Raw genomic sequence first — 23,278 nt, 5'->3', positions numbered from 1 at the left:
CGACCTCGCATTCAGAGATTGATGATGAACGTTGTAGTGGTGGAATCGCCTGCCAAGGCCAAGACAATCAATAAATATCTGGGACCCGGATATAAGGTTCTTGCTTCCTTCGGCCATGTGCGCGACCTGCCTGCCAAGGACGGCTCGGTCCTTCCCGAGCAAGACTTCGAGATGCTCTGGGAAGTCGATGGCGCTTCGCAAAAGCGCATCAAGGACATTGCCGACGCAGTGAAATCCTCCGACGGCTTGATTCTCGCGACCGACCCGGATCGCGAAGGCGAAGCGATTTCCTGGCACGTGCTCGACCTATTAAACAAGAAGCGCGTCATCAACGGCAAGCCCGTAAAGCGCGTCGTCTTCAACGCCATCACTAAGAAGGCCGTGCTCGACGCGATGGCCGAGCCGCGCGATATCGACGTGCCGCTGGTCGACGCCTATCTTGCCCGCCGTGCCCTCGACTATCTCGTCGGCTTCAATCTGTCGCCGGTGCTGTGGCGCAAGCTGCCGGGCGCCCGCTCGGCCGGCCGCGTGCAGTCGGTGGCCTTGCGCCTCGTCTGCGACCGCGAGTCGGAGATCGAACGTTTTATCTCCGAGGAATACTGGAATCTCTCGGCGATCTTGAAGACACCGCGCGGTGACGAATTCGAAGCGCGGCTCGTCGCCGCCAACGGCAAGCGCCTGCAGCCGCGCTCGATCGGCAATGGCGAAGAGGCCGGCAACCTGAAGGCGCTGCTGGAAGGCGCCGCCTATGTCGTCGACACGGTCGAGGCAAAGCCGGTCAAGCGCAATCCGAGCCCGCCATTCACCACGTCCACCCTGCAGCAGGCCGCCTCCTCCAAGCTCGGTTTCTCGGCATCCCGCACGATGCAGATCGCGCAGAAGCTCTATGAGGGGGTCGATATCGGCGGCGAGACTGTCGGTCTCATCACCTATATGCGTACGGACGGCGTTCAGATGGCGCCGGAAGCGATTGACGCGGCACGGCGCTCCATCGCCGATCAGTTTGGCAATCGCTACCTACCGGAAAAGGCACGCTTCTACTCGACCAAGGCGAAGAATGCCCAGGAAGCGCACGAGGCGATCCGTCCGACCGATTTCGATCGTTCGCCGGATCGCGTGCGCAAATTCCTCGATGCCGATCAGATCAGGCTCTATGATCTCATTTGGAAGCGCGGCATCGCCAGCCAGATGGCCTCGGCCGAGATCGAGCGGACCACCGTGGAAATCCTGGCTGACAATGCCGGCCAGAAGGCAGGCTTGCGCGCTGTCGGTTCGGTGATCCGCTTCGACGGCTTCATCGCCGCCTATACCGACCAGAAGGAGGACGGCGAGCAGAGCGACGATGCCGACGACGAGGATGGCCGCCTGCCGGAGATCAATGCGCGCGAAAATCTCGCCAAGCAGAAGATCAATTCGACGCAGCATTTTACCGAGCCGCCGCCGCGCTATTCGGAAGCATCGCTGATCAAGAAGATGGAAGAACTCGGCATTGGGCGCCCATCGACCTATGCGGCAACACTGGCGACGCTGCGCGACCGCGACTATGTCACGATCGACAAGCGCAAGCTGGTACCGCAGGCCAAGGGCCGGCTCGTCACCGCCTTCCTCGAAAGCTTCTTCACGAAATACGTCGAATACGACTTCACCGCCGATCTCGAAGAAAAGCTCGATCGTATCTCCGCTGGCGAATTGAACTGGAAGGATGTATTGCGCGATTTCTGGCGCGATTTCTTCGCCCAGATCGAGGATACAAAGGAACTGCGCGTCACCAATGTGCTCGACGCGCTGAACGAAGCGCTTGCTCCACTGGTCTTCCCGAAGCGGGAAGATGGCAGCGATCCGCGTATCTGCCAGGTCTGCGGCACGGGCAACCTGTCGCTGAAGCTCGGCAAATACGGCGCCTTCATCGGCTGCTCGAACTATCCGGAATGCAACTACACGCGCCAACTCTCCTCGGAAGGCGGCGCGGAGGCTGAAGCCAGCGGGTTGAACGAACCGAAGGCGCTCGGCACCGATCCGGTCACCGGCGAAGAGCTGACGCTGCGCTCCGGTCGCTTCGGGCCCTATATCCAGCGCGGCGACGGCAAGGAAGCCAAGCGTGCGTCGCTGCCGAGGGGCTGGAAGCCCGAGGATATCGACTATGAAAAGGCCATGGCGCTGATCTCGCTTCCGCGCGATATCGGCAAGCATCCGGAAAGCGGCAAGATGATCTCGTCCGGCATCGGCCGCTACGGGCCGTTTCTGCTGCATGACGGCAGCTACGCCAATCTCGAGTCCGTCGAGGACGTTTTCACCGTCGGCCTCAACCGCGCCGTGACCGTTCTTGCTGAAAAGCAGAGCAAGGCCGGCGGCGGAGGAAGCCGCGGCGGCACGCCAGCAGCATTGAAGGACCTCGGCGAACATCCCGACGGCGGCTCGATCACCGTTCGCGACGGCAAATACGGACCCTATGTGAACTGGGGCAAGGTCAATGCGACCCTGCCGAAAGGCAAGGATCCGCAGGCAATCACGGTTGAAGAGGCGCTGGAGCTGATCGCGGCGAAAGCCGGTAAATCCGGCGGCGGGAAGTCGGCCAGAGCGCCGGCCAAGACCAAGACCGCGGCTGCCGCCACCAAGACGACGAAGACTGCCGCCAAACCGAAGGCAAAGGCGGCTGCAAAGGCTCCGGCCAAGGCGAAAACAACCAAGACGACGAAGAAGAGCGCAGAGTGAGCAGAGAACCGCGCGGCAGGAATTCATCGTCGGAGCGACGCCCCGGCAAGACTGGTCGTGCGGCGAAAAACAGCGGCGATGCGGAACCGATGATGGCGATCGTGCACGGCGTTTTGCCGCCGCGCGAAGTCCTCCTGCGCTTCATCGCCGATCACCCGCAGCAGGCTTCCAAGCGCGAGCTTGCCAAGGCCTTTGGATTAAAGGGCGAGAGCCGCGTCGAGCTCAAGAACCTCCTGCGCGAGCTTGAAGAAGACGGCATGGTGCAGAAGAGCCGCAAGTCGCTCATCCGCCCCGGAGCTTTGCCGCCGATCGCCGTCCTCGATATCACCACGCGCGACAAGGATGGCGAGCTGATCGGCCGTCCGACCGAATGGCCGGAGGAAAACGGCGTCGCGCCGGCCGTGATGATCAAGCAGTCCTCTTCCCCCGCCGGCCGCAACGGCAAGGGCAAGGCTCCGGTTGCCGGCATGGGCGACCGCATCCTCGCCAAGATATTCCCGGCTGTCGATCGCGGCGGCCCGGCTTATACCGCGCGCATCATCAGGGTTATCGACAAGCGTCTGGCCGCAACCATGGGCGTCTTTCGCGAGACGCCGGGCGGCGGCGGGCGGCTGCTGCCGATCGAGCGGCGCGGCGAGGAAATGGTCATCGATCCGGATTATACCGGCGACGCCAAGGAAGGCGACCTGGTCGAGGTCGAAGTTGCCCGCCTCGGCCGTTTCGGGCTACCGCGCGCCAAGGTGCTGTCGGTCGTCGGCTCCGTCGCTTCGGAAAAGGCGATTTCGATGATCGCCATCCATGCGCATGGCATCCCGCATGTCTTCCCGCAGGCTGCCATCGCCGAGGCGGACGCCGCCAAGGCCGCCACCATGTCGCATCGCGAAGATTGGCGCAGCCTGCCGCTGATCACCATCGATCCGGCCGATGCCAAGGACCACGACGATGCGGTCTATGCCGAGCTGGACCCCTCGCCCGACAATCCCGGCGGCGTGATCGTCACTGTCGCCATCGCGGATGTCTCCTGGTATGTCCGCCCCGGCTCCGCGCTGGATCGTGAGGCGCTGAAGCGCGGCAATTCGGTCTACTTTCCGGATCGCGTCGTGCCGATGCTCCCGGAGCGCATCTCCAACGATCTCTGCTCCCTCAAGGAAGGCGTCGACCGCCCTGCGCTTGCCGTGCGGATGATCTTTTCCAAGGAAGGCCGCAAGGCGGGCCATACCTTCCATCGCATCATGATGAAGAGTGCCGCCAAGCTTTCCTACCAACAGGCCCAGGCGGCGATCGACGGCAAGCCGGACGACAAGACCGGACCGATGCTGGAGCCGATCCTGAAGCCGCTCTGGCATGCCTATGAGGTTATGAGGCGCGGCCGCGACCGGCGTCAGCCGCTCGAACTCGACATGCCCGAACGCAAGATCCTGCTGAAGCCGGATGGGACGGTCGATCGGGTCTTCGTACCGCCGCGTCTCGATGCCCACAGACTCATCGAAGAAATGATGATCCAGGCGAATGTCGCCGCTGCCGAAACGCTGGAAAAGAAGCGGCAGGTGCTGATCTACCGCATCCATGACGGCCCGACGCTTGCCAAGCAGGAAGTGCTGCGCGAATTCCTCGCAACGCTCGGCATCTCGCTCGTCAAGGGCGGCAATGTCCGCGCCAACAGCTTCAACGGCATCCTGGCGAAGGCCGAGGGTACGGCGCATCAGACCATGGTCAACGAGATGGTGCTGCGCTCGCAGAGCCAGGCGATCTACAGCCCCGACAATATCGGGCATTTCGGCCTGAACCTGATGAAATACGCGCATTTCACCTCGCCGATCCGCCGCTATGCGGATCTGATCGTGCATCGCGCCCTCGTCGGCTCGCTCGGCTTCGGCGAAGGCGGCATCACGCCGGACGAGGAAGCAACGCTCGACGATATCGCCGCCGAAATTTCTACTTTCGAGCGCCGTGCCATGGCGGCCGAACGCGAGACGGTCGACCGGCTGATTGCGCATCATCTTGTCGGGCGTATCGGCGAGGAATTCGAGGCCCGGGTCGGCGGTGTCACCAAGTCGGGACTTTTTGTCACCCTGCCCGACTATGGCGCTGACGGCTTCATCCCTATATCTACGCTCGGCTCCGACTATTTCATCTATGACGAGGCGCATCAGGCGCTGACGGGTGAAAAGACGGGGCTCGGCTTCCGCCTCGGCGACAGCGTCACAGTGCGCCTTGCGGAAGCGATCCCGCTGGCGGGTGCCCTGCGCTTCGAAATGTTAAGCGACGGCCGCGCCATGCCAACGGCGGTGCGTTCCTTCCACAAGGCGACGCGACGCAACAAGACCCCGGCACGCAAGGCGCCGGGAACGAGACCGCCGCGCGGGCGCCGATAAACGGTGGCTGCCGGCAGGAAGGAAAGGTTCATGACGAGCAGCCCGTCCGATCCAATCATCCGCTTTGGCGGCCCCGACGAGGCTGAACGTCCGCTCGGACGCTCGATTGTCCGCGGCTTACTGAACCGCTGTCCGCATTGCGGCTCGGGAAAGCTCTTCAAGGCGTTCCTGAAACCAGCAGACCGTTGCGCCGTCTGCGAGGAGGAGCTGTTCCACCAGCGTGCTGACGACCTGCCGCCCTACTTGGTCATCCTGGTACTCGGCCATGTGGTGGTCGGCGGCTACATGCTGACGGATATGGCCTTTCATCTGCCGATCTGGGCGCATCTCGCCATCTGGGCGCCGATTACGGTGCTCACCGCCTTGGCGGCAATTCAACCGATCAAGGGCGGCGTCATCGGCCTGCAATGGGCGCTGCGGATGCATGGCTTCGGCGGCCATGACGACAGTCCCGAAGAATGGGATCGGGGAAACGGCCACTCGTGAACCAAACCCTCGAGCTGATATCACCAGCCTTGGCGGCCGGCGGGAGCGGGCATGCGCCGTTACTCCCTTCGGACGGAACCAGTATCGATCCGCCCTATATTCATGATTCGCGGGAATTGCTTGATCTCCAATGGCTTGACATCGGCGACATTTCTTGTCTGAACATGCCGGGCGTCGAAAGGATCATTGCGGAGGATATGATTGATCCCATGAAAGCCGACCCGTCACCTGGATTTGGCCGTGCCGTGCCTTTCTATCTCCCGCGTTGCGAACGATTCGTTCGCCACATGCTCTAAGGATCAATTCATGTTTGAACCGACGAACGGCAAGGCCGGCCATGTCGAAGAAATTCATTGGCCTTCGCTCGTCGCCGCCATTTCGTCCGTTTCCGCTGTCGGCATCGCCATCGGCCTCGGCCTTCCGCTTCTCAGCATCATCCTCGAAAAACGCGGCATTCCCTCAAGCCTGATCGGGCTCAACACGGCAATGATGGGGATCGCCGCGATGATAGCGGCGCTGATCACCACGAAGCTCGCCCACCGATTCGGTGTGGTGCAGACGATGATCTGGGCTGTCGTGCTCTCCGCGCTGAGCTCGCTCGGGTTCTATTACGCGGAAAGCCTGCTGCTGTGGTTCCCGCTGCGCCTGATCTTCCATGGGGCGACCACCACCCTCTTCATCCTGTCGGAATTCTGGATCAACGCCGCCTCCCCGCCCTCCAAGCGCGGCTTCGTGCTCGGCCTCTATTCCACGGTTTTCTCGCTCGGCTTTGCAGCCGGCCCCCTGCTTTTCTCGCTGGTCGGCAGCGAAGGGCTGATGCCCTTCGTCATCGGCGCCTGCATTATTTTGGCGGCGACAATCCCGATCTTCATCGCCCGCAACGAGAGCCCCATCGTCGACGAAAAGCCCGAGCTGCATTTTATCCGTTACGTTTTCCTGGTGCCAACGGCGACCGCCGCCGTCTTCGTGTTCGGCGCTGTGACCGTCGGCGGCGGATCATTGTTCACCAGCTATGCGACTCGGCTTGGTTTCAACGAATCACAAGCCGCACTGCTGCTGACCGTGATGGGCGTCGGCAACTTCGTCTTCCAGATTCCCCTGGGGCTGCTTGCCGACCGCTTGCGCGACAAGCGGCCGCTTTTGTCGATCATGGCAGCCATCGGACTGGTCGGTGCGCTTCTATTGCCCTCGCTGGCTTCGAATTGGATACTTCTGGCGGTTATCCTGCTGTTCTGGGGCGGCTGCGTTTCCGGCATGTATACGGTCGGCCTCAGCCACCTCGGAACCCGGCTGACGGGCGCGGACCTTGTCGCCGCCAATGCGGCATTCGTTTTCTGTTACGCAGTCGGCATGGTCCTCGGTCCGCCGACGATCGGAACAGCCATGGATATCGCCAATCCCAGCGGTTTTGCCTGGGCAATCGCCTTTTTCTTTGGACTTTACGTCCTGCTTTCGGCGATACGGCTGCTTTTCATGGGCAGCAGGGGTTGACTTTTCGGGCGCGATTTGTAGTTTCGCGCCAGAATTTGCCGTGGACCTCCGCACTGGCCGTCCACGGCTTTCATTTTTCTTAAAGGCAGGACGACCATGGCCAAGGCTACCACCATCAAGATCAAGCTGCTGTCGACGGCCGACACCGGTTTCTTCTACGTCACGACGAAGAACAGCCGTACGATGACGGACAAGATGACGAAGACGAAGTACGACCCGATTGCTAAGAAGCATGTCGAGTTCAAGGAAACGAAGATCAAGTAAGTTTCCTAAACTTCTGATTACAAAAGGGCGCAACCGTAAGGTTAGCGCCTTTTTTTATTTTTGCTGCCTTCTTTTTCTGTGCAAAACCTTATGCAGGCACCGGAAAAACAGAAAAGCCTAAAACTCAACTTTCTGATATTAACAAAGAAAAACGCCGCGCTTCCATTGGAAGGCGGCGTTTCGAATTGGGGGTCGGCTAGCCTGCAAAACGGCACGAGGAACCGCTTAAAATTGCTTGCCAGCCGACCGACCCCACGACCCAGGAGATGCGGCGGACCTGAGCATCATGGGGTATTCCCACGCCCTTGCGGGCCTGTCCTTGTACGGGACTAAATTTGCGCGAAATCGAAAGAAAATCAACAAATTCTTAATGATAAAAAATTCTTGTCTGCCCGAATGGTTAAAATTCCTGCCGTCATTCAGCTTTGTTGACCTGAAAAAATAACAATCGGAAAGCGAGTAGATCTCAAAATTAAAGAGGTAATGATCGTATGCATAGCAGATTCTGGCTACAGATATTTGAGCACATTTGCATACCACAGTGACAAACATGTTATGCATGGAATACTCATAGCTTTTCGCCATTTCAACTTCATTTATGGCAAAAATATCACAACAAATACACGCTATACATCAGTCTTCTACAAAATATAACAAGTATCTTCTGCGAACTTACTGAGGTAGAATAAAGGGGTTATTCTCCTGTGGAAATCTACGATCATTGCTATGGAACAAAGATTACAAATTTTTAATCCTTGTTCAAAACTACCAAAATCCCGTGGATATTAAGGGGAAGTCCGATGGCACCCCTGCTCAAGCAGCCGCTGCGACGACCCTGTTGCGGCCGGCATTCTTGGCCTCATACAGGGCGCGGTCGGCCTGCTTCATCAACTGCTCGGGGCTTTCGACCGTCTCCAAACGGGACGAGATGCCGAAAGAGGCGGTGACATTGAGAACGGCTCCTGTTTCTCGCAGCGTAACCGGCGTGGTTTCCACGGCAGCACGCAGCCGCTCGGCAACGGCGGCAGCGACTTCGGGGGACGTATCCGGCATGACCACCACAAATTCCTCTCCGCCATAGCGGCAGGCCAGATCGGCGCCGCGTACGGTGGAGCGAATACGGGCGGCAAACTCCTTCAGCACTTCATCACCGGCGTCGTGGCCATAGGTGTCGTTCACCTGCTTGAAGCGATCGATATCGGTGATCAGCACCGAGAGCGGCCGTCCACGCGTCAAGGAGCGATTGAAGAGGATCTTCAAGTGATTGTCGAGATAACGCCTGTTGTTGAGCCCGGTGAGCGCGTCGGTGACGGCGAGTTCGATCGTATGCTGCACACTGGCGCGCAGACGGTCGTTGTAACGCTTGCGGCGGATCTGCGTCAGGCAGCGCGCTACCAGCTCGTTCGGATCGAGCGGGCGGACGATATAGTCGTTGATACCGAGATCGAGCGCGCGGACGATCATCTCGTCAGCCCCCTGCTCCGTCACCAGCAGCACCGGCAGGAAGCGCGTGCGCTCTAGCGAGCGGAGCTGCGAGCAAAGCCGCAGCGGGTCGTAATTATCGAAATTCGAATTGACGACGACGAGTTCGAACGGCTTTTCCGCAGCTTCGAATAGGGCCGCCTGCGGATCGGATGTTGCGGTCACCTCGGCGATCGGCTTCAGGGCGCGGATGATACGCTCCTGCGAATTGGCGCGGCCGTCGACCAGCAACACATGGCCATTGTCGTCGGCGCGGCCTTCGCCGATGCGCAGAAGGTCGTCGATGCCGAAGTTGCGCGCCGTCTCGTTGCGCATGCGCAGCTCGTCGCTGAGTGTCTTCAGGCGCAGCAGGCTTTTGACCCGCGAAATGAGCTGCAGATCGTTTACCGGCTTGGTCAGAAAATCGTCGGCGCCGGCCTTAAGGCCGCGCACGCGGTCGGCGGGCTGATCCAGCGCCGTGACCATGACCACGGGAATATGCGCGGTGCGCGGATCGGACTTCAGCCGCTCGCAGACCTCGAACCCATCCATGCCGGGCATCATGATATCGAGCAGGATGAGATCGACCTGGGTGCTGTCGCAGATCGCCAGCGCCTTCAGGCCGTCCTCCGCCGTCAGCACGTCGAAATACTCGGCCAGCAGCCTTGCTTCGAGCAGCTTTACGTTAGCGGGTACATCGTCAACCACCAATATGCGCGCGGTCATCAGTCTTCCCCGCGCTCAGGCGTCGCCCAGATAGGTTTTAATGGTCTCGATGAATTTCGGCACGGAGATCGGCTTGGAAACATAGGCTTCGCAGCCGCCCTGACGGATTCGCTCCTCGTCGCCCTTCATCGCAAAGGCGGTCACCGCGATCACCGGAATGACGTGCAGATCGTCATCCTCTTTCAGCCACTTCGTCACCTCAAGGCCCGAAACCTCAGGAAGCTGGATGTCCATCAGGATCAGATCCGGGCGATATTTGCGAGCAAGATCAAGCGCTTCCATGCCATTTCGGGTCTGGATCGTCGTATAGCCGGACGCCTCGATAAGATCGCGAAAGAGCTTCATATTGAGCTCGTTGTCTTCTACAATCATCACCTGCTTAGGCATGGAGAGCTGTCCCTGCATCCGGTATTGCATCCATTCTATGAAAATATAACGTCGCGAGAAATCGATTCCAGAAATACTTGAATCCGACGCTAGCGGCATTTGGTTGAAAAATAGGTAACTCACCGCTCAAAATGCAAAGTAACTCCAAGAACCCGAAGAAGGCGGCCGCCGATCCGCAGGAAACCGCGATCGCCGTACTTGGCTGGCTGGCCAATGAGCCGGATATGTTCGGCCGCTTCCTGGCCTTGACCGGTGTCGAACCGGCACAGGTGCGCAACGCCATCAACGAACCCGCTTTTCTTGCCGGCATGCTGGATTTTTTGATGAACCATGAGCCGACATTGCTTGCATTCTGCCAGGCAAGCAGCATCGCGCCAGAAACGGTTGCCGCCGCATCCGCGCACTTCTCGCCACCCGGCCTTTCCTCAGGGGAATATTGACGATGGATGCCCCGATCGAATTGGACACATCGCATGTCCGCCTTGGCGACCGGCCGCTCATCGTCTGCGACGTCGACGATGTCGTGCTGCACTTCTTTGCGCCCTTCCTGCTCTTTCTCGATGGAGAAGGCCATGAATTCCTGCCGCGGTCCTTCCGGCTGACCGGCAACGTCATTTCGAAGGCAAGCGGTGAGGCGCTGGAAGAAATGGAGGTCCGTCGTCTGATCGACGCGTTTTTCGAGGCGCAGGAACAATGGCAGACACCCTTGGATCGCGTCGTCGACACCCTTGATGGCTTTTCCAAAGACGCCGATGTCGTCTTCCTCACCGCCATGCCGCCGCAGTTCTGGGCGCAGCGCCGCCGTCTTCTCGACAGGCTGGGCCTTTCCCATCCGCTGCTCGCCTCGCTGCAGCCGAAGGGACCGATCGTGCAGGCATTGCACGGCACGCGCACCCTGCCCGTCGCCTTCGTCGACGATATGGCGCACAATCTGCATTCGGTCCGCGACCATCTCGCAAGCTGCCTTCTCATCAACCTGAAGCCGGACTCGATCGTCCATCGCATGGCGCCGGCTGCAGCGGCCGACATTCCCCAGGCGAACGATTGGGCTCAGGCAGCGCCATTGATCCGCGCCCATATCGCCCGCTAGGTTCGCCCGCGCCGGCATTAGAGAACAAGGCGCATCAAGGGACGCCCGTCCTTTCGTTTGGCGACTTCGGAAAAGCCGGCCGCCTCGAATATGCGGAGCGAACCGACACAGAGGCCGACGGATTTCGATTGCTTCGTCCGTTCGATCGGACAGCCCTCGAGAATGCGTGCACCAGAGGCCTTGGCGAAGTTCACCGCCTCGGACAGCATGCGATGGCTGTATCCTTTACCGCGATCGCGCGAATTCATGAAAAAGCAACTGACGGCCCAGACCGAGCTGTCTTCGGCATCCTCCGGATCGAGCGGCCGTGAGACGGTTTTCGGAGAATTCCACTGCGGCAGTTCCGATCGCGGTCCAACCTGCGTCCAGGCAACCGGGCGCTCACCGATATAGCCGAGAAGGCCGGGGGGCGGGCCTGCTGAGACGCGGGCCTGCATGAATTTTTTCTTCGCCCCGCCATCCATCGTTTTGCGCTCGGATGTCGGAACGCGCAAATAGGTGCACCAGCAGCCATAACAGGCGCCGCTTGGCCCGAAGAGTGTTTCGAAATCGCCCCAGCGATCCGCCGTCAAAGGCACCGCTTTCAATTCCTCCAACATCTCCTCCCCGCTCTTTTCCGTCTTGAGACTCACAAGCTTAAAACATAAGGTGGCGATGTTCAATTTTTGTTCTATTTTCATGACCAGCGCGCCCGACAAAGTTTCCGGTTTTTGCCGCGATTGCCTGAGCGAGCAATCGGCAGAACGCGCGCGCTGTCGGGCCTGCGGCAGCCCACGGCTTGTCTATCATCGCGAACTCTATGGCCTGACGCTGGCGCATATTGATTGCGATGCCTTCTATGCCTCGATCGAGAAGCGCGACAATCCGGAACTGGCCGATAAGCCGGTCATCATCGGCGGCGGCAAGCGCGGCGTCGTGTCCACGGCCTGCTATATCGCCCGCATTCACGGCGTCCGATCGGCCATGCCGATGTTCAAGGCGCTGGACGCCTGCCCGCAGGCGGTCGTCATCCGCCCGAACATGGAGAAATATGTCCGGGTCGGCCGCGAAGTGCGCGGACTCATGCAGGAGTTGACGCCGCTGGTGCAGCCGCTTTCGATCGACGAGGCCTTTCTGGAGCTTGAGGGCACGCAACGCCTGCACCATGATCCGCCGGCCCGCATCCTGGCGAAATTCGCCAAGCGCATCGAAAGCGAGATCGGCATCACCATTTCGGTCGGCCTTTCCTATTGCAAGTTCCTCGCCAAGGTCGCTTCCGACCTGCAGAAACCACGCGGCTTTTCGGTCATCGGGCGGCAAGAGGCGCTATCGTTTCTGGAGCCGCGCCCCGTGACCACCATCTGGGGCGTCGGCAAGGCCTTTGCGGCGACTTTGGAAAGCGACGGCATCCGCACCATCGGCCAGCTACAGACCATGGAGGAAGGCGATCTGATGCGCCGCTATGGCGTCATCGGCCAGCGGCTCTTCCGCCTGTCGCGCGGCATCGACGATCGCACGGTCCATCCGAACGAAGCGGCAAAAAGCGTGTCATCGGAGACGACCTTCTTCGACGCTATTTCTCGGCATGACGATCTGGTGCCGATCCTGCGCGATCTCGCAGAGAAGGTATCGCGCCGCCTGAAACGCAGCGGCATTGCCGGGCAGACTGTCGTGTTGAAGCTGAAAACGGCCGATTTCAAAAGCCGCACCCGCAACCGCCGTCTGGAAGACCCCACCCAGCTTGCCGATCGCATTTTCCGTACCGGCCTGCGATTGCTCGAGCATGAGACCGATGGGACCAAGTTCCGCTTGATCGGCATCGGCGTCACCGATCTCTGCGACGCCGCCCGCGCCGACCCGCCCGATCTGATCGACGAACAGGCAACCCGCCGCGCCGCGGCGGAGGCGGCGATGGACAAGCTTAGGGAAAAATTCGGCAACAAGACGGTCGAAACCGGCTACACATTCGGCGGCAAGCGCGAGAGTTGAATCACGGCCGGCAGCATGTCCGTCTCTTCGTCGAAAAGGGCTGCGCGATTGGCAATCGCCTGCTCGTAACTCGGCCTGATCGCAATCGCCTTTTCATAGCTCGCCAGCGCCTCGTCGGCACGACCCAGGCGGCGCAACGCGTTGCCCTTGTTGTTATAGGCAATCGCATGGCCTGGCTCCAGGGCGATCGCGCGGTCATAGCGGACGACAGCGCCTTCGAAATCCCTGGTCGCGGCGAGGATATTGCCATAGGTGCAATGGGCGGCAGCGGAGTCGGGACGCAGCTCCAACGCCCGTTCAATCTCCGCCTCCGCCTCCCTGGCCTCGCCCCGCAGTAGTAGCAATATGCTCAGCCGGTGCACGGCATCGAAATCTCCCGGGGTTTCGGCAATGGTTGCGCGACATTGCTTTTCCGCCTCGGCGCGGCCGACGACTTCTTGCTCGTCCGAGCCGATATTTGGAGCTTCATCGGGCGAGATCGCCTGCCAGAGGATGCGTGACGCCACGACTTCGCGATAGAGTGCCAGCACCTCACCATTTGCGGGTTCGATAGCAAGAACCTGTCGGCAGCCGATTTCGGCATCAACCAGATCACCCGCGGCATACCGCTTCCTGATACGGGCAAGCACGAAACGGAGGCAATGCGGGTCCAGCCGGTCACCGAGGTTCCGGCCCGTCCTTGTGTCGATCCGGAAGCGCTCGATGCGCCGGCTGACGGAGCCGAAAATATACTTGTGCTCATAATTGCCGGCACCGAGATCATAGATTCGAAAGCCGTTCTCTATCGCCCAGCGGATCGTATAGGCATGCAGGGTCAAGCCTGGGGACAGATCTCGGATCGAGACATCACGTGCGCTAAGGAAACAGATCAGGCTCTTCCTGGGACGATCGAGAAGGACGGCGGATGCGGCGATCGCTACGCCGTCTTGCCAGAGAACCGGTAGAAAGAGATCGCCGCTGCGAAAGCAATCCGGCAGAACCGATCGCGAATTATCGAGAACGTAACGCATATAGCCGGGATTGCGCCATCCCCATTGTTTCTCCCAAAGACGCAGCAGCGTCGCCAGATCCTCTTCGATGGTTGCGGCGTCGCCATGCGTTATCCGCAGTGCCGCCGACCCCTCCAGCTTGTGCAGGCAATGGCGGATATTGCGGCGCGCACGCCAATGCAGTTTCTCACGAAGGAACGAATCGAAATCCGCAGGCAGCGTCACATGGACGTAGATCTCCGGATCAATCCTTTCGGCCGCATCCGAAATCTGTGCCGGGCGCTTGACCCTGTCGCCGACAAAATCCGCCGGCGGGAAACGCTCGAGGAAGGCCCCGATGCGCGCAGACGATCGATCGATGTCGTCGAGATGCAAGCTGCGCCAATGAAAGGCGCGAATCCGATCGCCAAAGGCTGAGACAGCGGCATTGGCATAGGCCGGATCGCAGAGAATACCCGTATAGGAGGCAAAATAGGAGCCGCCCATGACGACGGTATTGTAGAAACCGTTGCTCCGGTCGAGCCCGGTACCGAGCTGGATCGGGAAGAAAGCCACATAGGCGCCGCCCTCATCTTGCTTTGCCGCCAGCACGAGCCAAGGGAGCGCACGAGAGGCGAACCAGCTCGACATCCAGGTCCAGGATAAAAAACAATGCGCCTCCGGGTCGATCTCATAGATCCGATCCCAGTCGTCTTTCAGCCCCTGCAGATCTTCCAGCTTTTCGATCACGTCCACATGCATGTCGACGCCCGCCCGGCTCCGCATCCTACAATTTAAGATTTACATAAAATACTTCCGGTCGCAATTGCGCCTATCGGACAAGCCTTTGAAGCGGGAAAAAAGCAATTCCGGTGGGCGGCTCCGCTTCAAGTCTTCCTTAAACTTCGAAGTCTAACCTGTGGCCATACGAGTATTGCGTTTTGGTATGTGTATATGAAGTCGCGTTTCTTTTTCGGGCTTGGCCTACTGTCGGCCACAGCCCTTGTTCATCCTGCCTTCGCGGAGGATGCCCGCACATTGCAGATCGTCGTATCGAAGGACCGGCAATCGCTTGCCGTCTATGACGGCGACCAGGTGGTGGCGACATCGAAGGTTTCGACCGGCAAGCGCGGCCATACGACACCGAGCGGCATCTTCTCCATTCTGGAGAAGGAGGTCTATCACGAGTCCAATCTCTATTCGGCGTCGCCGATGCCCTTCATGCAGCGGCTGACCTGGTCTGGTATCGCGCTGCACGAATCCAATTCGGTGCCGAACTATCCCGCCTCGCACGGCTGCGTGCGCATGCCCAAGGCCTTCGCCAAGATGCTCTACCAGATGACCGAACGCGGCGTGCATGTCGTTATCGCCGACCAGCCGCTGGTGCCGCAGCCTTTCCAACATGCCATGTTGTTTCAACCCGAAGTCGCACCCGCCGCCGCTCTGTTCTCCGATCTCGAACTGCGCCCGACGACGACCGGTTTTCTGCCGCAGGCGGAGCCGGTGCAAGTCGCCACGAACGATGTCGCCGCTCTGCCCATACCGGAGGCCGTACGGGCAGTGCCCACCGCCGACCAGGCGCCGCTTGGCATTCTCATCACACGCCGAGGTCTGCGGGAAAATGTCCGCGATCTGCAGGGCATCTTGAACGATATGGGCTTTGTTACCGGCACGCCGGACGGCATGCTTGGACCGGCGACGGTGCAGGCGATCGCGGATTTCAAGAAAGCCCACAACATCACGACATCGGGCGGACTGGTGAGCCCGGCGCTGATGAAGGCGGTCTATGAGGTCGCCGGCAAGGGCGCACCGCCGAACGGCGAAATCATGGTTCGGCAGAATTTCAAACCGCTGTTCGAAGCTCCCGCCATCATCGCCGAGCCACAGGAAGCCCTTGGCACGCATTTCTTCACCGCCCATACGATCGACAAGGTGAACGGCAAGGCGGACTGGTTCGGCGTGACGCTGGAAGACGATCTTTCCAAGGAGGCGAAGAAACGCTTCGGTATCACCAGCGAGGCGCAGGCGGAATCGCTCGACGCCGCCGACCGCGCGCTCGACCGCATCACCATACCCGATGACGTCAGGCGCAAGATCGAGGATCTGCTGACGGCAGGTTCGTCGCTGACGATTTCCGACACCGGCATCGGCCCGGAAACCGGCGACGGGACCGATTTCATCACCATCACCAATCGCGGCGCCCTTGGGAAAAACGGCTAGAGCGGCTAGCGTTTCACGGAATCTCAGAACCGCTCTGTCCTATTGTTCTCTCGCAATTCCGGACGGAAAACCGCTGCGCACTTTTCCTGGAATTGCTTTAGACCAGCTCGACGTCGATCACGCCGGGCGCGGTGCGTAGCGCGGCTGCAATCTCCGGCGTGATGCGGTATTTCTCCGGCAGCGCCACCTCCACCTCGCGCTTGCCCTCCTCCTTGATGACGATGAAGGAGACCAGGCCGTCGCCCTTGGCGTTGAGATGCGCGGCAACCGCTTTCAAAGGACCGGAATCGCGGACATAGACACGCAGCGCCTTCTGCATCTGCAGCGACTTTTCCTCCAGCGACTGCGCCGTCTGTAGGCGCAGACTGATGCCTTCCGGCCGTTCGTCCGCCTGCGCAGTGATGACGAAGGATTTGCCGACTTCCAGCACGTCGCGATACTGATTGAGCACTTCCGAAAACAGCACAGCTTCGAACTGGCCGGAGGCATCGGAGAAGACGAAGATGCCCATCTTGTTGCCGGTGCGCGTCTTGCGCTCCTGCTTGGAAATCACGGTGCCAGCCAAGCGACCGTTGCTGGCCCCCTGCTTCACCGCCGCCGAAAAATCGGCAAAGGTCTGCACGCGCATCTTGTTCAGGACGTTCTTGTAAGTGTCGAGCGGATGGGCCGTGAGGTAGAAGCCGAGCACCTGGAATTCGCGTAGCAGCCGCTCTGAGGCGAGCCAGGGGGTGAAAGGCGGGAATGAGATCTTCTCAGGTCCCGAGGCAGCGCTTCCGAACATATCGGACTGACCACTTCGCTTGTTTTCCTGCGCGACCTGCGCATAGCCCATGACCCGGTCCAGTCCACCGATCAGTTGCGCGCGGTCGATATCGAAGCAATCGAAGGCGCCCGCGGAGATCAGGCTTTCCAGCACCCGGCGATTGATCTGCTTCGGATCGATGCGCAGGCAGAAATCCTCGATGCCGGCAAAAGGCTGGTCGCCGCGCACCTCGACAATATGGTCGACGGCGGATTCGCCAACGCCCTTGATGGCGGCCAGCGCATAGTAGATCCGGTTGTCGCCCGTTTCGAAATGGCGGAACGAGGTCTGGATCGATGGCGCGATGACTTCAATGCCGAGGCGCTTGGCGTCCTGGCGGAAGTCGTTGACCTTTTCGGTGTTCGCCATATCGAGCGTCATCGAGGCCGCGAGGAACTCCACCGGATAATGCGCCTTCATATAGGCGGTCTGGTAGGAGACGATGGCGTAGGCGGCGGCGTGCGACTTGTTGAAGCCGTAGTTCGCGAACTTGGCGAGCAGGTCGAAAATGACGTCCGCCTGTCCCTTCGATACGCCATTCTTGACAGCGCCGTCGACGAAGCGTTCGCGCTGCTGATCCATCTCGGCCTTGATCTTCTTGCCCATGGCGCGGCGCAGAAGATCGGCCTCGCCGAGCGAGTAACCAGACAGGACCTGGGCGATCTGCATCACCTGCTCCTGATAGACGATAACGCCCTGCGTCTCCTTCAGCAGATAATCGATCGTCGGATGGATCGATTCGATCTCTTCCTCGCCGTGTTTGCGGGCATTGTAGACCGGTATGTTTTCCATCGGGCCCGGACGATAGAGGGCGACCAGCGCGATGATGTCCTCGATGCAGTCCGGGCGCATGCCGATCAGCGCCTTGCGCATGCCCGCACTTTCTACCTGGAACACGCCGACCGTCTCACCGCGCGAGAGCATGTCGTAAGTCTTCTTGTCGTCGAGCGGAATGCTGGCGAGATCAAGCGTAATGCCGCGCTTGGCGACGAAATCGACGGCTGTCTTTAGAACCGTCAGCGTCTTCAGGCCGAGGAAGTCGAACTTGACCAGGCCGGCCTGTTCCACCCATTTCATGTTGAACTGGGTGACCGGCATGTCGGAGCGCGGGTCTCGATACATCGGCACCAGCTTCGACAGCGGCCGATCGCCGATGACGATGCCGGCGGCGTGTGTCGAGGCATGGCGATAAAGGCCCTCGATCTTCTGGGCGATATCGAGCAGACGGGCAACGACCGGTTCCTTGTCGGCCTCCTCCTGCAGACGTGGTTCCTCCTCGATCGCCTTGCTGAGCGGGGTCGGATTGGCGGGGTTGTTCGGCACCAGCTTGCAGATCTTGTCGACCTGGCCGTAGGGCATTTCCAGCACGCGCCCAACGTCGCGAAGGGCGGCGCGCGCCTGAAGGGAACCGAAAGTGATGATCTGCGCCACCTGCTCGCGACCATATTTGGCCTGGACATAGCGGATCACCTCTTCGCGACGATCCTGGCAGAAGTCGATGTCGAAGTCCGGCATCGACACGCGCGACGGATTGAGGAAGCGCTCGAACAGCAGCGAGAAACGCAGCGGATCGACGTCGGTAATCGTCAGCGCATAGGCAACCAATGAGCCCGCGCCAGAACCGCGGCCCGGGCCGACCGGAATATCATGCTGTTTGGCCCATTTGATGAAGTCCGCGACGATCAGAAAGTAGCCGGGGAATTTCATGCGCTCGATGACGCTGAGCTCGAACTCCAGCCGCTCGCGATAGTCCTTCTCCGCATAGCCGGCCGCCATGCCGAGCGAGGAGAGACGCCGATCGAGACCTTCGACCGCCTGGGCGCGCAGTTCCGCCGCCTCGGCGCGTTCGGCTTCCTCCGGATCGTCGGTGGCGCCGGTAAAGCGCGGCAGGATCGGTTTGCGTGTCTTCAAGACGAAGGAACAGCGCCGGGCGATCTCGACGGTGTTCTCCAAGGCTTCCGGCAGATTGGCGAACAGCTTCGCCATATCGGCGCGGCTCTTCAAATAGTGATCCGGTGTCAGGCGAAAACGAGTGTCGTCCGAAACAATGGCATTGTGGGCGACCGCCATGAGGGCGTCGTGGGCCTCATAGTCCTCACGCGTCGGGAAGAAGGCCTCGTTGGTCGCGACCAGCGGCAATTCATGCTCATAGGCGAGCGCGATCATCTTCTGTTCGTGGCGACGATCATAGGTGCCGTGACGTTGCAATTCGACATAAAGCCGATCACCGAACAGGTCCTTGAGCGTCAGCAGACGCGACAGCGCCTGCGGCGCGTGGCCTTCCTTCAACGCCATATCGACCGGACCGCCAAGCGAACCGGTCAGCGCAATCATGCCGTCCGTGCCGATTTCCTTCAACCAGGAGGCGGTGATATGGACAGCCTGATTGCCTTCGCCGCCCAGATAGGCGCGGCTCACGAGATCGACCAGCCGCTCATAGCCCCGCTCCGTGGCGGCGAGCAACACGATGGACGGCAGCTTGGCGAGTGCCTGTTGCGGGCCGCGCTTTTCGCCCTCGACACTATCTTCCATGTCGATCGACACCTGGCAGCCGATGATCGGCTGCAGGCCCTCATCCATCGCCTTCTGGGAAAACTCCAGCGCGATGAAAAGGTTGTTGGTATCGGTGATGGCGATGGCCGGCTGATTGTCGCCCGCCGCCTTGGCGAGGATCTTCTTTAGCGGCAATGCGCCTTCGAGCAGAGAATATGCGGAATGGACGCGAAGATGCACGAATTCCGGCGTATCTCCGACCGGCGCACCCGCTGCGCCGCTGCTCATCATATCCGCCATCATATGCCTTTCCGCATGCCCAAATGAATCGGCTGCATTTTCGGCATAGCGGACGATAAAGTCCATAAGTTGACTTCATGATTCACGGGCGCATCGCAACACCCGTGGGGATAAGTTTCACATCGCCATCATGATGAGGGAAAAGCTGGCGACAAACATGACGATGGAGGTGAATGCTGCAACGTCTCGAATGATATCGGTCATTTACGCGCTCCTTACTCGTTATGTTTCTTTTTTGTTCTATTTATGTTCGAGAGTCAATAGCTGCATCAATAATTTTCATCATCAGTATTTTGAAGAGTACCAATGGACCGAAGCACAACCCCTAAGCTATGAAAACGCGAGGGGGGATCACGATGAAACCACTTGCCTGCGCTCTCATTCTGCTTTCGGTTACATCCGCGGCTCACGCTGACGATACCATTGCGCCCGACCGCATCATCGACGCGGCGGTCGGCGATTGGAACAAGGACGGTAAGCCGGACCTTGCTTTGCTGGCGTTGGCCCCGCCAGACGACGAGACCACGATCGGCATCTATATTTATCTCCGCGACAAAGAACATCAGTTGCTCAAGCTGGCGGCCGCCGCACCCGACAAAGTATGGGGCCGAGGCGAGCCGGGCGGTATCTTCGGTCAGGAGCCTTCGATCACGGCGCTGCCCAATGGTTCGATCGCCGTCATGTCCCAGAATGACGCGATCGGGCGCGACCGCTGGCATCAGACGCTCACCCTCGCCTTCCGCAACAACGCCTTCGTCGTCGCCGGCTACACCTTTGATTACCGGGACAATCTCGAAGCCGATAGAAGCTATAGCTGCGACTACAATGTCCTGACGGGCAAGGCGACGAAGAGTGGCAGGGAACTCCAGACTCAAGCCAAAACCATCAAGATCCAGGACTGGAAAGACGATATCGGCCGGAAAGTTTGTGGGGAAAACACGTAGCGGCTTTTCATTTGTTCACCGTATGTTCTTTACTTGCTATCGAGCGCGTGGCATTCTGTGCCCTCACCACGAATGGAGAGGGACATGCCGGATCTTGCCGCGCTGAACGATTTTATTGTTGCCGCGAAGGCGGAGACCTATGTCGGCGATGGCGAGAGGCTGCCGTCCTGCCGGAGCGGCTCGCATGACATCGGCTATGCCAGCGGCCGCTGCCGCTATCTCGATAGCTATTTCGGCGGCACGGATTTCGCCGGACAGGAAGTCGTCTGGTACGATGACGAGCCGGTCTGGGCGATGAATTATTTTGGACGAATCGTCGAGCCCGATCTGATAGATGGCAGGGCTGCAGGGATGGTCATCAAGGCGGCGCTCATGCGGCTCTACCTCGATGAGAAACGCTTTCTCGGCGGTTTCGAATTCACCCATTCATTTGGCCAGTATGTCGATCGCAGTACCGGCGGCTGCGATCATTTTATCGGCCATGAGGTCATCCTCGTAAACGGACGTAAGGCCTATGAGCTGGATTACCGCGGCGGACTGATCGTCCCTTGATGGGCACCGTCAGAATTCGACGACCTTACCGTCATGGATAGTCACGCGGCGGTCCATGCGAGCCGCCAGTTCGTGATTGTGCGTGGCGATCAGCGCGGCAAGCCCGGACTGACGCACCAGCGCCTCCAGCGCGTCGAAGACGTAATGCGCCGTATCAGGATCGAGGTTGCCGGTCGGCTCGTCGGCCAAAAGCACCAGCGGTGCGTTGGCAACGGCGCGGGCAATCGCGACGCGCTGTTGCTCACCGCCGGAAAGCTCGGCCGGGCGGTGATCGGCGCGATGACCAATGCGCATATAGTCGAGGAGCTGGGCAGCGCGAGCGCTTGCCTCTTTCCGGGAGAGACCGGAAATCAACTGCGGCATCATGATGTTTTCTAGCGCGGAAAACTCGGGCAACAGATGGTGGAACTGATAGACGAAGCCAATCTCGCTGCGACGGACGGCCGTGCGCTTTTCATCGGACAGTCCCTCACAGGCCTGGCCATTAATCGTCACCTCGCCGCCATCTGGATGTTCGAGCAGGCCGGCAACGTGCAGAAGCGTCGATTTCCCCGTTCCCGACGGCGCGACCAGGGCAACGATCTCGCCGCTGGTCAAGGCGAAATCGGCGCCCTTCAGGATCGACAGCCGCGTTTCGCCCTGCCCGTAATGACGCTCCACGCCCGTAAGCTGGAGAACGACGTTGCGTTTGATCAAATGTGGAATTCCTTATTCGTACCTTAGCGCCTGCACCGGATCGAGCCGCGAGGCACGCCAGGCCGGAAAGATCGTGGCGAGGAAGGAGAGCGTCAGCGCCATCACGACCACGGAGAGGGTCTCGCCGAGATTCATTTCCGCCGGCAACTTGCTGAGGAAATAGACCTCGGGATTGAAGATCACCGTGCCGGATATCCAGGAGAAGAACTGACGGATCGATTCGATGTTGAGGCAGACGACGACCCCGAGCGCGACGCCGGCGACGGTGCCGACGACGCCGATCGCCGCGCCCGTCATGAAGAAGATGCGCATGATCGCCCCCGACGTCGCGCCCATGGTGCGCAAAATGGCGATGTCGCTTCCCTTGTCCTTCACCAGCATGATCAGACCGGAAATGATGTTGAGCGCCGCGACGATGACAATCAGCGTCAGGATCATGAACATGGTGTTGCGCTCGACCTGCAGCGCCGAGAAGAAGGTCTCGTTCACCTGCCGCCAGTCTGTCAGAAAGACCTGCCGCCCCGCCGCCGCTTCGATCTGCGGCCTCAGTGCGTCGACATCATCCGGGTTGCTGACGAAAAGCTCGATCTTCTCGACGATCCCCTCGGCATTGAAAAAGAGCTGCGCCTCCTCCAGCGGCATGAAGACGACGGAGGAATCGTATTCCGACATGCCGACTTCGAAGATGCCGGAGATCGTATAGGCCTTGACGCGCGGATTGACCCCGAAAGGCGTCACGTCGCCCTCCGGCGCAGTCAGCGTAATCTGGTCGCCGACCGTCAGACCCAGTTGCCGCGCCAGACGCGAACCCACCATGACGCCCTGGCCGGCGGTGAAGCCGACCATGTCGCCATCGACGATGTGGTCCGAAACGGTCTTGAGCTTGGTGAGGTCTTCGGCGCGGATGCCGCGCACGAGCGCACCGGTTCCCGAACCGCCGCGACCGGAGGCAAGCGTCTCGCCTTCGACCAGCGGCAGGGCCATGGTGACACCGGGGACGGCAGCGAGCCTCTGTGCCAGCGCGGCATAATCATTCAGCGGCGAATCCACGGGCTGAACAACGACATGGCCGTTGAAACCAAGAATCTGCTTGAAGAGCTCGGCGCGAAAACCGTTCATGACCGCCATGACGATGATCAATGCCGCAACGCCCAGCATGATACCGACCAGCGAGAAGCCGGCGATGACCGAGATCGACGCCTCCTTGCGCCGGGCGCGCAGATAGCGCCAGGCGACAAGCCGCTCGAAGCCGGAGAACGGACGCGATGACGGGCCGGTTTTGAAGGCCTTCTCCTGCTGCTTCACTGCCTCGCCTACCGCCATTCGCTTCTCATCCTATCGTT

Annotated in this window: 19 protein-coding genes; 12 read left to right on the top strand and 7 right to left on the bottom strand. The window is 60.1% G+C overall.

Annotated features, from left to right (window positions below; genetic code table 11):
* Positions 1-24: 24 nt before the first annotated feature.
* From topA to rpmG, 6 genes are all read left to right on the top strand, one after another.
* Positions 25-2,712 (top strand): type I DNA topoisomerase, encoded by a 2,688-nt coding sequence (gene topA / locus N2601_RS05020; RefSeq protein ID WP_104822712.1) that lies wholly within the window; start codon positions 25-27, stop codon positions 2,710-2,712.
* On the top strand, positions 2,709-5,087 hold the full coding sequence (gene rnr / locus N2601_RS05015) for a ribonuclease R (protein WP_104822711.1): 2,379 nt from the start codon (positions 2,709-2,711) through the stop codon (positions 5,085-5,087). Before topA ends, rnr begins: the two co-directional genes overlap by 4 nt.
* Positions 5,088-5,117: 30 nt before the next feature.
* Positions 5,118-5,573, top strand: coding sequence for a DUF983 domain-containing protein (locus N2601_RS05010; RefSeq protein WP_104822710.1), 456 nt, complete (start codon positions 5,118-5,120; stop codon positions 5,571-5,573).
* Positions 5,570-5,869 carry a hypothetical protein gene (locus N2601_RS05005; protein WP_104822709.1) on the top strand — a complete coding sequence of 100 codons (300 nt, stop codon included), beginning with the start codon at positions 5,570-5,572 and terminating at the stop codon, positions 5,867-5,869. The genes N2601_RS05010 and N2601_RS05005 overlap by 4 nt, the downstream gene beginning before the upstream one ends.
* Before the next feature lie 10 nt (positions 5,870-5,879).
* Positions 5,880-7,064 (top strand): MFS transporter, encoded by a 1,185-nt coding sequence (locus N2601_RS05000; RefSeq protein WP_104822708.1) that lies wholly within the window; start codon positions 5,880-5,882, stop codon positions 7,062-7,064.
* Positions 7,065-7,160: 96 nt separating this feature from the next.
* Complete coding sequence (gene rpmG, locus N2601_RS04995; RefSeq protein ID WP_003587245.1) at positions 7,161-7,328, top strand: 50S ribosomal protein L33; 168 nt, start codon at positions 7,161-7,163, stop codon at positions 7,326-7,328.
* An 813-nt stretch (positions 7,329-8,141) separates the two neighbouring features.
* On the opposite strand, the gene N2601_RS04990 is transcribed toward rpmG, so the two are convergent.
* Together N2601_RS04990 and N2601_RS04985 are read right to left on the bottom strand one after the other, a co-directional pair.
* Complete coding sequence (locus N2601_RS04990) at positions 8,142-9,515, bottom strand: PleD family two-component system response regulator (RefSeq protein ID WP_104822706.1); 1,374 nt, start codon at positions 9,513-9,515, stop codon at positions 8,142-8,144.
* 15 nt (positions 9,516-9,530) lie between these two features.
* On the bottom strand, positions 9,531-9,902 hold the full coding sequence (locus N2601_RS04985; protein ID WP_007531841.1) for a response regulator: 372 nt from the start codon (positions 9,900-9,902) through the stop codon (positions 9,531-9,533).
* Between the two features lie 131 nt (positions 9,903-10,033).
* Between N2601_RS04985 and N2601_RS04980 the strand changes: the two genes are divergently transcribed.
* Together N2601_RS04980 and N2601_RS04975 are read left to right on the top strand one after the other, a co-directional pair.
* Positions 10,034-10,342 carry a DUF3572 domain-containing protein gene (locus N2601_RS04980; protein ID WP_104822705.1) on the top strand — a complete coding sequence of 103 codons (309 nt, stop codon included), beginning with the start codon at positions 10,034-10,036 and terminating at the stop codon, positions 10,340-10,342.
* A gap of 2 nt (positions 10,343-10,344) precedes the next feature.
* A complete protein-coding gene (locus N2601_RS04975) occupies positions 10,345-10,992 on the top strand; it encodes a hypothetical protein (protein ID WP_104822704.1) in 648 nt (215 codons plus the stop codon).
* A gap of 17 nt (positions 10,993-11,009) precedes the next feature.
* Here the strand turns inward: N2601_RS04975 and N2601_RS04970 are convergent, their stop codons facing one another.
* Positions 11,010-11,591, bottom strand: a complete 582-nt coding sequence (locus tag N2601_RS04970; RefSeq protein ID WP_104822703.1) for a GNAT family N-acetyltransferase — start codon at positions 11,589-11,591, stop codon at positions 11,010-11,012.
* A 79-nt stretch (positions 11,592-11,670) separates the two neighbouring features.
* Here N2601_RS04970 and N2601_RS04965 point away from each other — a divergent pair, with 79 nt between their 5' ends.
* Positions 11,671-12,960 (top strand): DNA polymerase IV, encoded by a 1,290-nt coding sequence (locus N2601_RS04965; protein WP_260303815.1) that lies wholly within the window; start codon positions 11,671-11,673, stop codon positions 12,958-12,960.
* On the opposite strand, the gene N2601_RS04960 is transcribed toward N2601_RS04965, so the two are convergent.
* Positions 12,930-14,690, bottom strand: a complete 1,761-nt coding sequence (locus N2601_RS04960; protein ID WP_104825058.1) for a GNAT family N-acetyltransferase — start codon at positions 14,688-14,690, stop codon at positions 12,930-12,932. The genes N2601_RS04965 and N2601_RS04960 overlap by 31 nt on opposite strands.
* Positions 14,691-14,882: 192 nt before the next feature.
* On the opposite strand from N2601_RS04960, the gene N2601_RS04955 reads away from it, so the two are divergent.
* On the top strand, positions 14,883-16,148 hold the full coding sequence (locus N2601_RS04955) for a L,D-transpeptidase family protein (protein WP_104822702.1): 1,266 nt from the start codon (positions 14,883-14,885) through the stop codon (positions 16,146-16,148).
* A gap of 97 nt (positions 16,149-16,245) precedes the next feature.
* Here N2601_RS04955 and dnaE read toward each other — a convergent pair whose 3' ends face one another.
* Positions 16,246-19,743: a DNA polymerase III subunit alpha gene (gene dnaE / locus N2601_RS04950; RefSeq protein WP_199773567.1), complete on the bottom strand. Its 3,498-nt coding sequence runs from the start codon at positions 19,741-19,743 to the stop codon at positions 16,246-16,248.
* 356 nt (positions 19,744-20,099) lie between these two features.
* Here dnaE and N2601_RS04945 point away from each other — a divergent pair, with 356 nt between their 5' ends.
* Both N2601_RS04945 and N2601_RS04940 read left to right on the top strand, forming a co-directional pair.
* Complete coding sequence (locus tag N2601_RS04945; RefSeq protein ID WP_104822701.1) at positions 20,100-20,687, top strand: hypothetical protein; 588 nt, start codon at positions 20,100-20,102, stop codon at positions 20,685-20,687.
* A gap of 84 nt (positions 20,688-20,771) precedes the next feature.
* Entirely contained in the window at positions 20,772-21,239 is a 468-nt protein-coding gene (locus N2601_RS04940; RefSeq protein ID WP_104822700.1) for a DUF5680 domain-containing protein, read from the top strand.
* Between the two features lie 9 nt (positions 21,240-21,248).
* Here N2601_RS04940 and N2601_RS04935 read toward each other — a convergent pair whose 3' ends face one another.
* Together N2601_RS04935 and N2601_RS04930 are read right to left on the bottom strand one after the other, a co-directional pair.
* Entirely contained in the window at positions 21,249-21,932 is a 684-nt protein-coding gene (locus N2601_RS04935) for an ABC transporter ATP-binding protein (RefSeq protein ID WP_104825055.1), read from the bottom strand.
* 15 nt (positions 21,933-21,947) lie between these two features.
* On the bottom strand, positions 21,948-23,258 hold the full coding sequence (locus tag N2601_RS04930; RefSeq protein WP_104822699.1) for a lipoprotein-releasing ABC transporter permease subunit: 1,311 nt from the start codon (positions 23,256-23,258) through the stop codon (positions 21,948-21,950).
* Positions 23,259-23,278 lie beyond the last annotated feature (20 nt).

It is taken from the genome of Rhizobium sp. CB3060 (assembly GCF_025200735.1).
In the GTDB taxonomy this organism is placed as follows: Bacteria; Pseudomonadota; Alphaproteobacteria; order Rhizobiales; family Rhizobiaceae; genus Rhizobium.
This window is presented reverse-complemented; position numbering and strand designations above follow the sequence as displayed.